At 70.5% G+C, this 15,118-nt stretch carries 16 protein-coding genes; all 16 read left to right on the top strand.

What is annotated here, in order from left to right:
* Positions 1 to 10: 10 nt before the first annotated feature.
* On the top strand, positions 11 to 511 hold the full coding sequence (locus AC07YZ_RS21470) for a hydrogenase (protein ID WP_494796271.1): 501 nt from the start codon (positions 11 to 13) through the stop codon (positions 509 to 511).
* A 25-nt stretch (positions 512 to 536) separates the two neighbouring features.
* Positions 537 to 1,418: a hydrogenase expression/formation protein gene (locus AC07YZ_RS21475; RefSeq protein WP_494796272.1), complete on the top strand. Its 882-nt coding sequence runs from the start codon at positions 537 to 539 to the stop codon at positions 1,416 to 1,418.
* Between the two features lie 80 nt (positions 1,419 to 1,498).
* A complete protein-coding gene (locus tag AC07YZ_RS21480) occupies positions 1,499 to 1,735 on the top strand; it encodes a rubredoxin (protein ID WP_494796331.1) in 237 nt (78 codons plus the stop codon).
* A 175-nt stretch (positions 1,736 to 1,910) separates the two neighbouring features.
* Entirely contained in the window at positions 1,911 to 2,453 is a 543-nt protein-coding gene (gene hybE / locus AC07YZ_RS21485) for a [NiFe]-hydrogenase assembly chaperone HybE (protein ID WP_494796273.1), read from the top strand.
* Entirely contained in the window at positions 2,450 to 3,670 is a 1,221-nt protein-coding gene (locus tag AC07YZ_RS21490; protein WP_494796274.1) for a hypothetical protein, read from the top strand. Before hybE ends, AC07YZ_RS21490 begins: the two co-directional genes overlap by 4 nt.
* Positions 3,663 to 4,010, top strand: coding sequence for a hydrogenase maturation nickel metallochaperone HypA/HybF (locus AC07YZ_RS21495; protein ID WP_494796275.1), 348 nt, complete (start codon positions 3,663 to 3,665; stop codon positions 4,008 to 4,010). Before AC07YZ_RS21490 ends, AC07YZ_RS21495 begins: the two co-directional genes overlap by 8 nt.
* A 19-nt stretch (positions 4,011 to 4,029) precedes the next feature.
* Entirely contained in the window at positions 4,030 to 5,007 is a 978-nt protein-coding gene (hypB, locus tag AC07YZ_RS21500; protein ID WP_494796276.1) for a hydrogenase nickel incorporation protein HypB, read from the top strand.
* A gap of 13 nt (positions 5,008 to 5,020) precedes the next feature.
* Positions 5,021 to 6,169 carry a Kae1-like domain-containing protein gene (locus AC07YZ_RS21505; RefSeq protein ID WP_494796277.1) on the top strand — a complete coding sequence of 383 codons (1,149 nt, stop codon included), beginning with the start codon at positions 5,021 to 5,023 and terminating at the stop codon, positions 6,167 to 6,169.
* Positions 6,160 to 6,399, top strand: coding sequence for a HypC/HybG/HupF family hydrogenase formation chaperone (locus AC07YZ_RS21510; RefSeq protein WP_068169892.1), 240 nt, complete (start codon positions 6,160 to 6,162; stop codon positions 6,397 to 6,399). Before AC07YZ_RS21505 ends, AC07YZ_RS21510 begins: the two co-directional genes overlap by 10 nt.
* The gene (hypD, locus tag AC07YZ_RS21515) at positions 6,396 to 7,562 is read left to right on the top strand and encodes a hydrogenase formation protein HypD (RefSeq protein WP_494796278.1); all 1,167 of its coding nucleotides are present in this window, start codon (positions 6,396 to 6,398) and stop codon (positions 7,560 to 7,562) included. Before AC07YZ_RS21510 ends, hypD begins: the two co-directional genes overlap by 4 nt.
* On the top strand, positions 7,559 to 8,671 hold the full coding sequence (gene hypE, locus AC07YZ_RS21520; protein WP_494796279.1) for a hydrogenase expression/formation protein HypE: 1,113 nt from the start codon (positions 7,559 to 7,561) through the stop codon (positions 8,669 to 8,671). The genes hypD and hypE overlap by 4 nt, the downstream gene beginning before the upstream one ends.
* 165 nt (positions 8,672 to 8,836) lie before the next feature.
* Entirely contained in the window at positions 8,837 to 9,385 is a 549-nt protein-coding gene (locus tag AC07YZ_RS21525) for a hypothetical protein (protein WP_494796280.1), read from the top strand.
* A 7-nt stretch (positions 9,386 to 9,392) separates the two neighbouring features.
* Complete coding sequence (locus AC07YZ_RS21530) at positions 9,393 to 11,147, top strand: enoyl-CoA hydratase-related protein (RefSeq protein WP_494796281.1); 1,755 nt, start codon at positions 9,393 to 9,395, stop codon at positions 11,145 to 11,147.
* A complete protein-coding gene (locus AC07YZ_RS21535) occupies positions 11,144 to 12,604 on the top strand; it encodes a sigma-54-dependent transcriptional regulator (protein ID WP_494796282.1) in 1,461 nt (486 codons plus the stop codon). The genes AC07YZ_RS21530 and AC07YZ_RS21535 overlap by 4 nt, the downstream gene beginning before the upstream one ends.
* On the top strand, positions 12,601 to 14,424 hold the full coding sequence (locus AC07YZ_RS21540; RefSeq protein ID WP_494796283.1) for an NAD(P)H-dependent oxidoreductase subunit E: 1,824 nt from the start codon (positions 12,601 to 12,603) through the stop codon (positions 14,422 to 14,424). Before AC07YZ_RS21535 ends, AC07YZ_RS21540 begins: the two co-directional genes overlap by 4 nt.
* Positions 14,421 to 15,101, top strand: coding sequence for a 2Fe-2S iron-sulfur cluster-binding protein (locus AC07YZ_RS21545; protein WP_494796284.1), 681 nt, complete (start codon positions 14,421 to 14,423; stop codon positions 15,099 to 15,101). Before AC07YZ_RS21540 ends, AC07YZ_RS21545 begins: the two co-directional genes overlap by 4 nt.
* Positions 15,102 to 15,118 lie beyond the last annotated feature (17 nt).

The raw sequence follows: 15,118 nt of genomic DNA on the forward strand, positions 1-15,118 counted from the left end.
AGGAGACCCCATGAACACCGCCACAGAAACCCCCAGCCGCGCCTTTGCGCTGCCCGTGCCCGACACCAACCCCGCGCCACCGCTGGTGATGCGCCTGGCGCGCGACTTCGGTGCCGCCTGGGTGGATGAAACCACCGTGGCCGCGTGGAGCGCGGGCGGCGGCGACCGCGTCGTGTTGCTGGCCGGCGACCCGGTGCGTTTCCCCGAAGGCCAGGACGTCGCGGCCGTGTTGCCCGAGCTGATGAAAAGTTTCCCGAACCGCTTCCAGATCGCGGTGGTGCCGCGCGACCACGAGGACGCGGTGGCGCGACGCTACGGCTCGCAACGCTGGCCCACGCTGCTGTTCTTCCGCGACGGCCAGTACGTCACCGCCATCGCCGGCATGCAGGACTGGGACGTGTACCTGAACGGCGTCGCCGCCGCGCTCGCCATGCCACCCTCGCGCCCGCCCACCATCGGCATCCCCGTGGTGAGCCAGGGTGCCACGGCCAGCGACAGCGGCTGCCATTGAACCGCCAGACCACCAAGGACACCCCATGAAAGACTTCCCCATTCCCCTCGTCGCCCTCGGCCCGGGCACCCAGTCCGAAGACGAGTCGCTGGACTACCTGCCCATGCCCAAAGACATGGACACCTACCGCCCGCCGGTGCTGCCCGAGCCCGAAGAGCTGGCCGGCCGCGACGCCGCCCGCGCGGTGCTGGGCCAGGTGCTGGCGCTGCTGGACCGGACGGCCGAGCGTGGCCCCGGCGGCCAGGTGTCGCTGACCGCGCTGCCCGCCGCCGACCTGCGCCTGGTCAACCAGATCATGGGTGAGGGCGAGGCCAGCGCTCTGGTGCGCGAGGAAGACGGTGCGCTCGAAGTGCGCATCCAGGAGTCGGTGCTCGCGGGCGTGTGGCGCCTCATCACCTTCCGCACCGTGGACGGCGAGCGCACGCTGATCGACGACGTGATCGAGGTCGGCCCGGTGCCGGCGCTGCTGCGCGCCATCGCGGTCGACGACGTGTGGCCCCAGGGTGCCATGCCGCATTGGGCCGGTCCGCTGCCGCCCAACGTGCAGAACGCGCCCCTGCTGGTGGAAGAGATCCGCGACCAGGTCGCCGGATGGAAACCCGGCCAGGTGTCGCACGTGGTCAACCTCACGCTGCTGCCGGTCACGCCCGAAGACATCGGCTTCCTCGACCACCACCTGGGCACCGGCCGCGTGCTCATGCTCTCGCGCGGCTATGGCAACTGCCGCATCTCCAACACGCGCTTGCCGAACTGCTGGCGCGTGGTGTATTACAACTCGATGGACAAGGTGATCCTCAACACGGTCGAGGTGGTGGACATGCCCGAGGTGGCCATGGCCGCGCCCGAAGACCTGCGCGATTCGCACGAGCGCCTGCTCGACGTGATGACCTATCTCGAACAAGCATGAGCCCCCACGCTCCACCGCTGCGCGGGTCGCTGCCCCCCGAGGGGGCTGATCCGGCTTGGGGCGGCCCGGCGCCGGATCGGGTGAGCGCCGGTCGCCCCAAAGGTTCCGAGGGCTTTGAAGGCTCGTACCTGGGCAACCGGGACGTGCTCAAACCCGGCTCGCGCCTCGAATGCAAGATCTGCTGGTGGGTCTACGACCCGGCGCTCGGCGACCCGCAGTGGCAGATCGCCCCCGGCACCCCCTTCGCCGATCTGCCCGCGCACTGGCGCTGTCCGAACTGCGACGGCGATGCCGAGCAGTTCCTGATGCTGGAATGATGGACATGGCTCACACCCTGCGCCGTTGCGGTCAACGGCCCTCACCCCAACCCTCTCCCGCGAGCGGGAGAGGGGGCTTCACTCCCTCGCCCCTCTGGGGAGAGGGCTGGGGTGAGGGGCCCGCCAACCCAGCGGCCGGTGTCACCCATCGCGCACCGCACGAGGGACAACAGCCATGAGCCCGCTCGCCCACATGGACACCACCACATCCAACCCGCTGGCCGCGCGCGTGCAAACCCTGGTGGACTTCTACCGCCACGTGCAGACCGAGCGCATGCAGGGCATCCCCTTGCTCAACCCAGCGCTGCATGTCGAAGCCGTGGGCTTCGAGTGGACCGAAGGAGAAGAGGGTGCCGAACCCGTGGCCGAAGGCGTGCTCATCACCCCCTGGTTCATGAGCCTGTTGCGCCTGCCTGCGGTGAACGGGCCCCACGGCAACCGCGTGGGGCGCAAGGCGGTGCGCGATTTCGGCAGCGAGCGCTTCGATTTCATCGGCGCGCACGACCCCGCCATCGGCTACCACGAGACCTGCGCGCTGTTTTCACCCATGAACGGTTTCACCAGCCAGGACCTGGCGCGCGAAACCGCGCTGGCGTCGCTGGCGCTGGTCCGTCCCCGGCCCGAAGCCGAGGCGGTGGCGCCCATCGCGACCGAGCCGCTGCCCGCGCGTCGCGCCTTCTTCATGGCGCGCCGGCCAGACGCGGGAGCGGCGGCATGAGCACCCGCACGACCGTTCCGACGGGGGCCCGCACCGCAACCCGTGGGGTGGAGCCAATGACCACCTCGCTGGCCGGCTGCCTGCGCGTGGCGCCGGGCGCGCCGCTGCCGCTGGCCCTGCACAGCAGCCGCCCCGACTGGGCGCCGCGCCTGGCCCGCGGTCAGGCGGTGAGCGCCTTGCCCGGCCTGATGGCCAGCCTGTTCAACCTCTGCGGCCACGCGCACCGCCTGTGTTCGATGCTCGCCATCGACGCCGCCGCGCCCGGCCTGATGCCCGCGCCGCAGCAGGTGGCGCAGCGACTGCGCACCGAGACCGCGCAGGAACACATCCGCCGCATCGGCCTGGACTGGCCGCGCCTGCTGGCCGCCGACGCGCAGGGGCCGTGGGCCGCCCAGGCACAGGCCGCGCTGAAATCCTGCCCGCTGCTCGCGCCCGCTGCCACCGCCGTGGCCGACCCTTGGCCCGACACGCTGACCTGGCTGCAAGATCAGCTGCTGCAGATGCCGGCCGCCACCTGGCTTCGCGCCTGGCAGGCCTGTGGCGCCGACTGGTTGCACGACTGGAGCCGCCGCCACGCGGGCTGGCTGCCCGCGCTGCTGCGCGCCGCGCGAGAGGCCGACAGCGCGGGACCGCTGAGACCCGCCAACGCGCTGCGTGTCCACGCCGGGGCTTCGGATGTCCGCACCCTGTCCGCCGCCATGGCGGAAGAGGCCGGCTTCTGTCTGCAACCGCATTGGCAGGGCGCCAGCGCGCACACCGGCAGCTGGACACGCCTGAACGACCAACCCGTTGGCCTGCCGCTCACGCCCTGGGCGCTGCTGGGCGGCCGCATCGCCGAGCTGGTGCGCCTGTGCCAACCCGACGCACCGGGCCAGAGCGGCGCGGGCTGGTTGTCGTTTGGGGCGCTGACCACCGGTGAGCGCCAAGGTCTGGCGTGGGTGGAAATGGCGCGTGGCCTGCTGGTGCACCAGGTGGAGATCGATGCGCCCGTGGGCGATGCGCCGGCACGTGTGGCCGCCTGCCGTGTGCTCGCGCCCACCGAATGGAATTTCCATCCGCAGGGTGAGGTGGCGCAGCGCATCGCCGCGCTGGATGCGGGTCGGCCCGCCGAAGACGCCGCGCGCCGCGTGCGCCTGCTCATGGCCGCGTTCGACCCCTGCGTGCCGTTTGACGTGACGCACACGTTGCCCGCTGTTCAGGAGGTGCACCATGCATGAAGCCAGCCTCGCCGGCGGTGTGTTGCAACTGGTCGAAGACACGGCCGTGCGCGAAGGTTTTTCGCGTCTGCTGTCGCTGCGGCTCGAAGCCGGCCAGCTCGCGGGCGTGGACGTGCGCGCGCTGCGTTTCGCGCTGGAGAGTCTCGCGCCCGGGACCGTGCTTGAAGGTGCAGAGATTCAGATCGAAGAACCGCCCGGCCAGGCCTGGTGCATGGGTTGCGCCCAGACCGTGGCCATCGCCCAGCGCGGCGATACTTGCCCGGCCTGCGGCGGCTACCAACTGCAGCCGACCGGTGGTCAGGAGCTTCGGGTGATTGACATGCAAGTCAGTGATGATTGAGTGAACCAGGAGACAGACCATGTGTGTCGTTTGCGGATGCAGTGACAACAGCCCGGCCCATGCCCGGCATGTACAAACCCATGCGGGCGAGGCCGGCGTGGTGCAGGTGAACCCCGGCAACGGCGACTTGCACTTCGGTGCCGGCGCGGCCCGCGTCTCGGTGCCCGGCATGAGCCAGGCGCGCGCCATCAAGCTGGAGACCGACATCCTCGGCGCCAACAACCGCGTGGCGTTGCAGAACCGGGCCCACTTTGAAGCGCACGGCGTGACCGCGCTCAACCTCGTGTCCAGCCCGGGCTCGGGCAAGACCACGCTGCTGTGCGCGACCATCGAGGCGCTGAAAAAACATGCGCCCGATCTGCATGTGGCGGTGATCGAGGGCGACCAGCAGACCAGCTTCGACGCCGACCGCATCCGCGCCACCGGTGCGCCCGCGATCCAGGTCAACACCGGCAAGGGTTGCCACCTCGACGCGCCCATGGTGAGCGAGGCCTTCGCGCAACTGCACAGCCACGACCACCACAGCCACGATCACCATCACGGCCACCACGACGACGGGCACAGCCTGCTGTTCATCGAGAACGTGGGCAACCTCGTCTGCCCCGCCGTGTGGGATCTGGGCGAAGCCGCCAAGGTCGCCATCCTCTCGGTCACCGAGGGCGAAGACAAGCCGCTCAAATACCCCGACATGTTCGCGGCCTCGCAGCTCATGGTCCTGAACAAGATCGACCTGCTGCCGCACGTGAAGTTCGACGTGGCGCGCTGCATAGCGCTCGCGCGGCGTGTGAACCCAACGATCGAGATCCTGCAGCTCTCGGCCACCACGGGCGAGGGCATGGACGCCTGGTTGCACTGGCTCGATCACGCGATGGGTGCACATCATCACCACCACGATGAACCGGTGTCCGAGGAGGCCGCGCTGCGCCAGCGTGTGCAGCAGCTCGAAGCCGAGCTGGCGCAGGCGCAAGCCGCGCTGACGACCGGATCGGCCGCCTGACGGAACCGACGCCATGTCCACCACCGTGCTCGCCGTCGGCGCCTGGCTCAAGAACGCGGCCTGCCTCGTGCTGGATGGGCGCGCGCACTGGTCGCCGGTGCACGGCGACCTCAGCGACCCGGCGGCCTGTGAGGCGCTGGAGCGATCGGTGCAGGCGCTGCTGGCCCAGGCCGACGCAGCCGGTGCGCCGGTGCAGGCCATCGCGCACGACCTGCACCCCGACTTCTTCAGCACCCAGCTCGCGGTGCAACTCGCCGCCTCGCTCGGTGTGCCCGCCATCGGCGTGCAGCACCACCACGCGCACATCGCTGCCGTCGTGGCCGAGTACCGCATCGAAGGCCCCGTCATCGGCCTCGCGCTCGACGGCGTGGGCCTGGGCACAGACGGGCAGGCCTGGGGCGGCGAACTGCTCTGGGTGGACGGCGCACAGTGGCAGCGCCTGGGCCACCTGACGCCACTCGCTTTGCCCGGCGGCGACCGCGCCGCGCGCGAACCCTGGCGCATGGCGGCGAGCGCCTTGCACGCGCTCGGCCGGGGCGATGAGATCACCACCCGTTTCGCGCCGCAGGTCAGCGAGGCCGTGGCGACGGGTGTGCAGCAGATGCTGGTAAAAAACCTGAACTGCCCAACCACCAGCAGCACCGGCCGCTGGTTCGACGCGGCCGCCGGCGCGCTGGGTCTGAGCGTGCGCCAGACCGACGAGGCCGAGGCCGCCATCGCGCTCGAAGCCGCTGCTGCGCGCTGGCTCGCCCAGCACCCCGAGACCGCCCCGCTGCCCGGCGCGCGCATCGACGCCCAGAACCGACTCGACCTGCGCGGCCTCATGCCCGCGCTGTTCGACGCCCGCGCCGATGGCGTGGACGCCGCCGCCACGGGCTTCCACCTTGCGCTGGCCGACGCACTGGCCGACTGGGCCACGCAGGCCGCACGCGAGCGCGGCAGCCGCGACGTCTGCCTCGGCGGCGGCTGCTTTTTCAACCGCATCCTGCGCGAGCGTGTGACCGAGCGCCTGCAGGCCGCGAGCCTGCGCGTGCACCGACCCATCGACAAAGGCTGCGGCGACGCCGGCCTCGCGCTCGGCCAGGCCTGGGTCGCGGCCCAGCAGCTGGCCGTGACTGCCCCACAAGAACAGACCACAAAGGAAACCGAACCATGTGTCTAGCCATTCCCGCACTCCTGGTGGAGTTGCGCCCCAACGACCAGGCTGTGGTGAACCTCGGCGGCATCCGCAAGGAAATTTCCATCGCCCTGGTGGCCGACGTGCAGGTGGGCGACTACGTGATCGTGCACGTGGGCCACGCCATCGGCGTCATCGACCCGGAGGAAGCTGAGAAGACCCTGGCCTTGTTTGCCGAGATGCAGGCGCTTGAAGGCGCGGAGGTTCAGCCATGAAATACATCGACGAATTCCGCGACGGTGACCTCGCCCGCCAGATCGGCGCGCGCATCGCCGCCGAAGCGCACCCGGACCGCAACTACAGTTTCATGGAGTTCTGCGGCGGCCACACGCACGCCATCAGCCGCTACGGCGTGCTGGAGCTGCTGCCGCCCAACGTGCGCATGATCCACGGCCCGGGCTGCCCGGTCTGCGTGCTGCCCATCGGCCGCATCGACCTCGCGATCCGCCTCGCGCTGGAGCGTGGCGCCATCGTCTGCACCTACGGCGACACCATGCGTGTGCCCGCCAGCGACAGCCTGTCGCTCATCAAGGCCAAGGCACGCGGCGGCGACATCCGCATGGTCTATTCCGCGGCCGACGCCATGGCCATCGCGCGCGCCAACCCGCAGCGCGAGGTGGTGTTTTTCGCCATCGGTTTCGAGACCACCACGCCGCCCACGGCGCTCGCCATCCGCGACGCGGCGCGCGAGGGCCTGGCCAACTTCAGCGTGCTGTGCTGCCACGTGCTCACGCCCTCGGCCATCACCCACATCCTCGAATCGCCCGAGGTGCGCCAGCTCGGCACCGTGCCCATCGACGGCTTCATCGGCCCGGCGCACGTGAGCATCGTGATCGGCTCCGCGCCCTACGACCACTTCGCCGAGGAGTACCGCAAGCCGGTGGTGATCGCCGGCTTCGAGCCGCTGGACGTGATGCAGGCCATCCTGATGCTCGTGCGCCAGGTCAATCAAGGCCGCGCCCATGTGGAAAACGAGTTCACCCGCGCCGTCACGCCCGAGGGCAACCTCAAGGCCCAGGCCCTGGTGTCCGAGGTGTTCGAGCTGCGACCGAGCTTCGAGTGGCGCGGCCTGGGCGAGGTGCCCTACAGCGCGCTCAAGATCCGCGAGGCCTTTGCCGCCTTCGACGCCGAGCGCCGCTTCGACCTGAGCTACACGCCCGTGGCCGACAACAAGGCCTGCGAGTGCGGCGCCATCCTGCGTGGCGTGAAAAAGCCGACCGACTGCAAGATCTTCGGCACCGTCTGTACGCCGGAAAACCCGGTCGGCTCCTGCATGGTGTCGAGCGAAGGCGCCTGCGCCGCGCACTACACCTACGGGCGCTTCCGCGACATCCCCATCGTCGCCACCTCCGCCAACACCGAAGAGGTCAGCCCATGAGAACCGAACACGACCAGGCCGGTGCCGGCGAGGCGCCCGCCTCCAAGCCCGTGAAGAAAAACTACATCCGCCCGCTCGACATCAAACACGGCCGCATCGACATGGGCCACGGCGCGGGCGGCAAGGCCGCGGCGCAGCTGATCGAGGAGCTGTTCCTCGCGGCCTTCGACAACCCATTCCTGCGTCAGGGCGACGACGGCGCCGTGCTGGCGCTGCCGGCCTTCGACCCCGCCGAGGGGCGGCTGGTGATGGCGACCGACGGCCACGTGATCTCGCCGCTGTTCTTTCCCGGCGGGGACATCGGTTGCCTCTCGGTACACGGCACGGTCAACGACGTGGCCATGAGCGGCGCGAAGCCGCTGTACCTGAGCGCGAGCTTCATCATCGAAGAAGGTTTCCCGCTGATCGACCTGCAGCGCATCGTGCAGTCCATGGCTGCTGCCTCGCGCGAGGCCGGTGTTCCCGTGGTCACCGGCGACACCAAGGTGGTGGAAAAAGGCAAGGGCGACGGCGTGTTCATCAGCACCACCGGCGTCGGCGTGCTGGCGCCGGGCGTGTCCATCAGCGGCCGCAACGCACGGCCGGGCGACGTGGTGCTGCTTTCTGGAACCATCGGCGACCACGGCGTGGCCGTGCTGTCGCAGCGCGAGTCGCTGGCCTTCGAGACCACGATAGAGAGCGACACCGCCGCACTGCACACCCTGGTCGCCGCCATGCTCGCGGCCGCCCCGGGCGCGGTGCGTGTGCTGCGCGACCCCACGCGCGGCGGCCTCGCCACTACGCTCAACGAGGTCGCGCGCCAGTCGAGCGTGGGCCTGCTGCTGCAGGAGGCCGCGATTCCCGTGAAGCCGCAGGTGGACGCGGCCTGCGAGCTGCTGGGCCTGGACCCGCTCTACGTGGCCAACGAAGGCAAGCTGATCGCGGTGGTGGCGGCCGAAGCGGCCGAGACGGTGCTGGCCGCGATGCGCGCGCACCCGCTGGGGCAGGACGCGGCGCGCATCGGCGAAGTGACGGCCGACCCGCACCACTTCGTGCAGATGGCCACGCGCTTCGGCGGGCGGCGGGTGGTGGACTGGCTCAGCGGAGAACAATTGCCAAGGATCTGTTGATCCCCGCGCCGCCTGCGGCGTCACCCCCCAGGGGGCGACACCAGCCGTCCGGCAAAGCCGGCCCGGCGGTGTCCTGGGTGGGGCGCTGCACGCGCTTCGGAGAGGGCATGTTGGACGAGTGATTGTTTTCGCGGGGCCATAAAAAAAGAGACGAGGAGACAGGGCATGTCGAGTCAGGTGTTTCGAAAGACCGAAAGCGGCAAGGCCGAGATCGCCCGGCGTCAGGCGGGGCTGTCGCCCGCCACGCGCACCGTGCTGATCATGGTCAATGGCAGTGATGCTGTGTCGGCCCTGATGGCGCGTGGTCTGTCGCAGCTGCAGGGGCATCTGGATGCGTTGCTGGCGCTGGGGCTGATCGAGCCGGTGGTGGCGCGTGCTGCGCCTGCGGCCTTGTCTTCACCACCGCCGACCGTCGCGTTGTCGCCCGTGGCACCACACGCGAGCGAGGCGCCGCTGGCCGCGCCGACACCGGCCGCTGCGCCCGCGCAAGTGGCGCCCGCCAGCCTGAACCTCGACGCCCTGCGCCGCAAAGCCCTGGCCCATCTGGGCAACCACTTCGGACCCGACACGCCGTTGGTCGCCCAGGCCCTGTTGGCCGCGCGCAGCGTGGGCGAGTTCAATGCGGCACTGGACGGCATCGAGTCCAAACTCGCCATCTACATGGGGCGCAAGCAGGCCGCGCGCGAGCTGCTGGCGCTGCGCCCCGCCCTCTGAAAACCCGATGAACCCTTTGCGCATCCTCCTGCTCTGCCACAGCTTCAACAGCCTCACCCAGCGGCTGTTCGCCGAGCTGCGCGCGGCGGGCCACACCCTGAGCGTGGAGCTCGACATCGCCGACAGCGTGACCGAAGAGGCCGTGGCCCTGTTCCGGCCCGACCTGGTGCTGGCGCCGTTCCTCAAGCGTCGCATCCCGGCCACGGTGTGGCAGCGCGTGACCTGCCTCGTGGTGCACCCCGGCCCGCCGGGCGACCAGGGGCCGTCGGCGCTGGACTGGGCGGTCCGGCGCGGCGAGCCGCACTGGGGCGTCACGGTGCTGCAGGCCAATGGCGATTTCGACGCCGGCCCGGTCTGGGCGCACGCGGTATTTCCCATGCGCGGGGCCGCCAAGGGCAGCCTGTACCGGCGCGAAGTCACGCAGGCCGCGCTGCAGGCCACGCTGGAGGCCGTGCAGCGCTTCGCCGGTGGCGAGCGCGAAGCCCTGGCGTGGACCGACGGGGCGCCGGTGATCCGCTGGCAGCCGCTGCTGCGCCAGAGCGAACGCGCGATCGATTGGGCCGAGGACAACACCGCCACCGTGCTCGCCAAGATTCGCAGCGGCGACGGTCAGCCCGGCGTGCTCGACGCGCTCTGGGGCCAGCCCTGTTACCTGGGCGACGCCCACCCGGCCAGTGCCGCGAGCATGGCCGAGTTCAGCGATGCCGACCCCGGCGCCCTGCTGGCCGTGCGCGACGGCGCGCTGCTGCGCCGCACCGTGGGCGGCGGCGTCTGGATCGGCCAGGCCCGCCGTGCCGACCCGCCCGGCACACCGCCCGTGCAGGGCAGCTTCAAGCAGGTGGCGGCCGAGCTGTTCGCCGACGAAGCGGCGGGCTTGCCGCAGCGCCCCGTGCCGCTGGAGCGTTCGCCCGACGAATGGGGCGAGCTGCGCTACACCGAACACGGCCCCGAGGGCGCGCGCGTGGGCTGCCTGAGCTTCGACTTCTACAACGGCGCCATGTCCACCGCGCGCTGCGAGCGCCTGCGCGCCGCGCTGCAACAGGTGCGCGAGCGCGACACGCAGGTGTTGCTGCTGATGGGCGGTGAAGGCTTCTTCAGCAACGGCATCGACCTCAACAGCATCGAGGCCGCCGCGCACCGTCCGGGCGACAGCGCGGCCGATGCCTCGTGGCGCAACATCCAGGCCATGAACGACGTGGCGCTCGGTGTGCTGCAGACCACCGACCGGCTCACGGTCAGCGTGCTGCGCGGCAACGCGGGCGCGGGCGGTGCGTTTCTCGCGCTCGCGGCCGATCAGGTGTGGGCGCACGGCAGCGTGGTGCTCAACCCGCACTACAAGAACATGGGCAACCTCTACGGCTCCGAGTACTGGACCTACCTGCTGCCGCGCCGCCTGGGCGAGGCCGGCGCGAAGGCGCTGATGGCGCAGCGCCTGCCGCTGCTGGCGGCCGAAGCGCTGCAGATCGGCCTGATCGACCACAACGATGCGGGGCCGCGCGAGGGCTTCGAAACACGGTGTCTGGAACGCGCGCTGGCCCTGGCCGGCTCCTACAATCGATCCGAGCAGCTGGCGGCCAAACAGGCCCGGCGCGAGCAGGACGAAGCCCGCCGACCGCTGGCCCATTACCGCGAACAGGAACTGGCGCGCATGCACCGCAACTTCTACGGTTTCGATCCCAGCTACCACGTGGCGCGCCACCACTTTGTGCACAAGCAGCCGCACGCGTGGACCCCGAGGCACCTCGCGGTGCACCGGCCGTGACACCTCCCCTCCTTCCCGAAGCCCTGCCCACCGTGCTCGTGGTGGACGACGAGGTGCGTTCGCTGGACGCGCTGCGCCGCACGCTGGACGAGGATTTCACGGTGTTCACCGCCAGCAGCGCCGAGGAGGCGCGCGGCCTGCTGCAGCGCCAGCCGGTGAGCGTGATCCTGTGCGACCAGCGCATGCCCGGCATGACCGGTGTGGCCTTTCTGAAAGAGGTGCGCGAGCAGTGGCCGGAGACCGTGCGCATCGTGATCTCGGGCTACACCGATTCCGAAGACATCATCGCTGGCATCAACGAGGCCGGCATCTACCAGTACATCCTCAAACCCTGGGCGCCCGACCACCTGCTGGACTCGGTGCGCAACGCGGTGGAGGCCCAGGCCCTGCAGCGCCAGACCAGCCGGCTCGACCTGGAGCTGCGCACCAGCACCCGCGTGCTGCGCCAGCGCACCGCCACACAGATGGCGCAGGCGCGCAGCAGCTTCGGGTTTGACCGCATCGTGCGCGCGCCGGGCAGTCCGTTGGACCTTGTCTGCGCCATGGCCGAACGCACCGCGCGCTACGACATCCCGGTGCTGGTGCTAGGCGAGTCGGGCACCGGCAAGGAGCTGCTGGCGCGCGCCATCCACTACGCCTCGCCGCGCCTGACCGGCCCCTTCGTGGTGGAGAACTGCGCCGCCATCCCCGACTCGCTGCTCGAATCCGAACTCTTCGGCCACAAGCGCGGCGCCTTCACCGGCGCCTATGAAGACCACCCCGGCCTGTTCCAACGCGCCAATGGCGGCACGGTGTTTCTGGACGAGATCGGCGAGACCTCGCCGGCGTTCCAGGTGAAGTTGCTGCGCGTGTTGCAGGAGGGTGAGGTGCGGCCCGTGGGCGGCGCGCGCCCGGTGCCGGTGGACGTGCGCGTGATCGCCGCCACCCACCGCCAGCTGGAACAGCGCGTGCGCGACGGCCTGTTCCGCGAAGACCTGTACTACCGCATTGCCGGCATCACCATCACCGTGCCGCCCCTGCGCGAGCGCGTGGCCGACATCCCGCCCATCGCGCACCAGCTGGTTCTGGACGTGGCCGCCGAACTGGGGCACCCGGGCTCGACCCTGCCCGATGAAGCCATGGCCTGCCTCGTGGCCTACCCCTGGCCGGGCAACATCCGCGAGCTGCGCAACGAGATCGCGCGCGCGCTCGCGCTGCACGACGGTACCCGGCTGGACGCCGCGGCCTTCTCCAGCCGCGTGCTGCAGGGCCGCGCCGCGGGCTCGGCCGACGACCTCACCGCCGCCATCCCGCAGAGCGGCACGCTGGGCGAACGGCTGGACGTGATCGAGGCCATGCTGTTGCGCGAAACCCTGCTGCGCCACCGCTGGAACAAGACCCGCGCGGCGCAGGAACTCGGACTCTCGCGAGTGGGTCTCAGGTCCAAGATGCAACGCTTCGGACTGGACAAGCCATGAGCACAGATCACCAGGCGTTCGCTGACGAGACGTTGGCCCGCTGGGGCCACGACCCACACGCGCTGGTGCAGGTGTTGCGCGAAACGCAGGCGTTGACCCACTGGTTGCCGCGCGCCTTGTTGACCCACATCGCGCAAGCCTTGCACCTGCCGCTGGCTCAGGTCGAGGGGGTGGCCACGTTCTACCGCTTCTTCCACACCCGGCCCGTGGGTCGCCTGCGGGTGCTGTTCTCCGACAACATCACCGACCGTTTGCTCGGCAGCGAAGCCCTGTTGTCCCGGCTCTGCGAGCGCCTGGGCGTGGCGCCGGGCCAGCCCGATGTCCAGGGCCGGTTCAGCGTGGACCGTTGCTCGTGCACCGGTCTGTGCGACCAGGGCCCGGCGCTGCTGATCAACCACCACCAGGTCATCACCCGGCTCGATACCGCGCGGGTGGACGCGCTCGCCGCGCTCATGCTGTCCGAGGTGCCGGCGGACCAGTGGCCCGCCGACTGGTTTCATGTGGACAACAAGGTGCTCCGCGCCGATGTGCTGCTGAGCGGGCTGTCGGCGGACGCGCCGACCTTGCCCGAAGTGCTCGCGCGTGAACCGCAGGCGCTGATTGACGAATTGGCCCGCGCCGGCCTGCGCGGGCGCGGCGGCGCTGGCTTTCCGACCGCACGCAAATGGCAGGCTTGCCGAGACGCCGACACCAGCACTAGTGGCCCGCTGCGCTGCGTGGTCTGCAACGCCGACGAAGGCGAGCCCGGAACCTTCAAGGACCGCGCGCTGCTCAGCGAGCACGCCGACGCCGTGTTCGACGGCATGACCATCGCGGCGCGCGCCATCGGCGCACAGCAGGGCTGGCTCTACCTGCGCGGCGAATACCGTTACCTGCTGCCGCATCTGCAGACCGTGCTGGAGCGCCGCCGCGCCAGCGGGTTGCTCGGCGCCAACGCCGCCGGCCTGGCCGGGTTTGATTTCGACATTCGCATCCACCTCGGCGCCGGGGCCTACGTCTGCGGCGAGGAGTCGGCCCTGATCGAGTCGCTCGAAGGCAGACGCGGCACGCCGCGCATCCGCCCGCCGTTCCCGGTGGAGCGCGGCTACCTCGGTCGCCCCACCGTGGTCAACAACGTCGAGACCTTCTGTGCCGTGGCCCACATCGCGCGGCGCGGCGGCGCCTGGTGGGCCGGCATCGGCACCGCGTCGTCCACCGGCACCAAGATCCACTCGGTGTCGGGCGACTGCGAGCGACCGGGTCTCTACGAATACCCGCTGGGCACGCCGATCGCACAGATCCTGGCCGACTGCGGCGCCATGGACGCCCAGGCGGTGCAGGTGGGCGGCCCCTCGGGCGCCTGCGTGCCCGTCTCGGGGTTCCACCGGCGCATCGCCTTCGACGACGTGCCCAGCGCCGGCGCCTTCATGGTGTTCAACCCATCGCGCGACCTGTTCGAGGTGGCGCGCCACTTCGCCCGCTTCTTCGCGCACGAGAGCTGCGGACTCTGCACGCCCTGCCGCGTGGGCACCGAGCTGGTGGTGCGGCGGCTGGACAAACTCGCCCTGGTACGTGGCGCCGGTCGCGGTTCGGCCTTCGACCTGCAACGCCTGCACGAGCTCGACGCCCTGCTGCACAGTGGCACGCACTGCGGCCTGGGCAGCTCGGCCTGCAACCCGCTGCGCGACACGCTGGCCCACTTCGGAGAGGTCTACGCGTCGCGCACGGCCACGCCGCAGTTCGAGCCCGAGTTCGATCTCGACGCCGAGCTTTCGGCGGCCCGGCGCGTGACCGGCCGCACCGACGCCGGTGCCCACCTGCACACGGAGCACAAGCCATGAGCAGTTTCAGCTTCGACGGCCAGCCCGTTCCCCTGCAGCCCGGCGACACCATCCTGCAGGCCGCGCAGCGCGCCGGCCACGAGGTGCCCCACCTGTGCTGGCACCCCGAGGTGTCGTCCAGCGCATCGTGCCGGGTCTGCACGGTGCGGGTCGATGGCCGGCCCGCGGCCGCCTGCACCACGGCCGCTGCCGCGGGGCAGCGCGTGGAATGCCACACCGCCGACCTGCGCGCGCAGCGGCTGCACCTGCTGCAGATGCTCTTCGTCGAGGGCAATCACTTCTGCCCCGGTTGCGAAAAAAGCGGCCACTGCCTGCTGCAGCACCAGGCCGAACGCGCCGGCATGACCGACCTGCACTACGAGACCCTCAACCCCGAACGCCCGGTCGATGCCAGCCACCCCGACGTGCTGTTCGAGCCCAACCGCTGCATCCTCTGCCAGCTCTGCGTGCGCGCCAGCGACGAACTCGATGGCAAACAGGTCTTCGCCATTGGCGGCCACGGCATAGCCACGCATCTGCTGATCAACAGCGCCAGCGGCCGGCTGGGCGACAGCGCGCTGGCTGTGACCGACCGCGCCGCCCACATCTGCCCGGTCGGTGCGCTGCTGCCCAAGCGGGTCGGCTTTGCGGTGCCCATCGGTCAGCGGACCTTCGACGACGCGGAGACACGAGGATGAGCGCCGCCCGGCCGTTC

It is taken from the genome of Hydrogenophaga sp. GW101-3F08, from assembly GCF_059424585.1.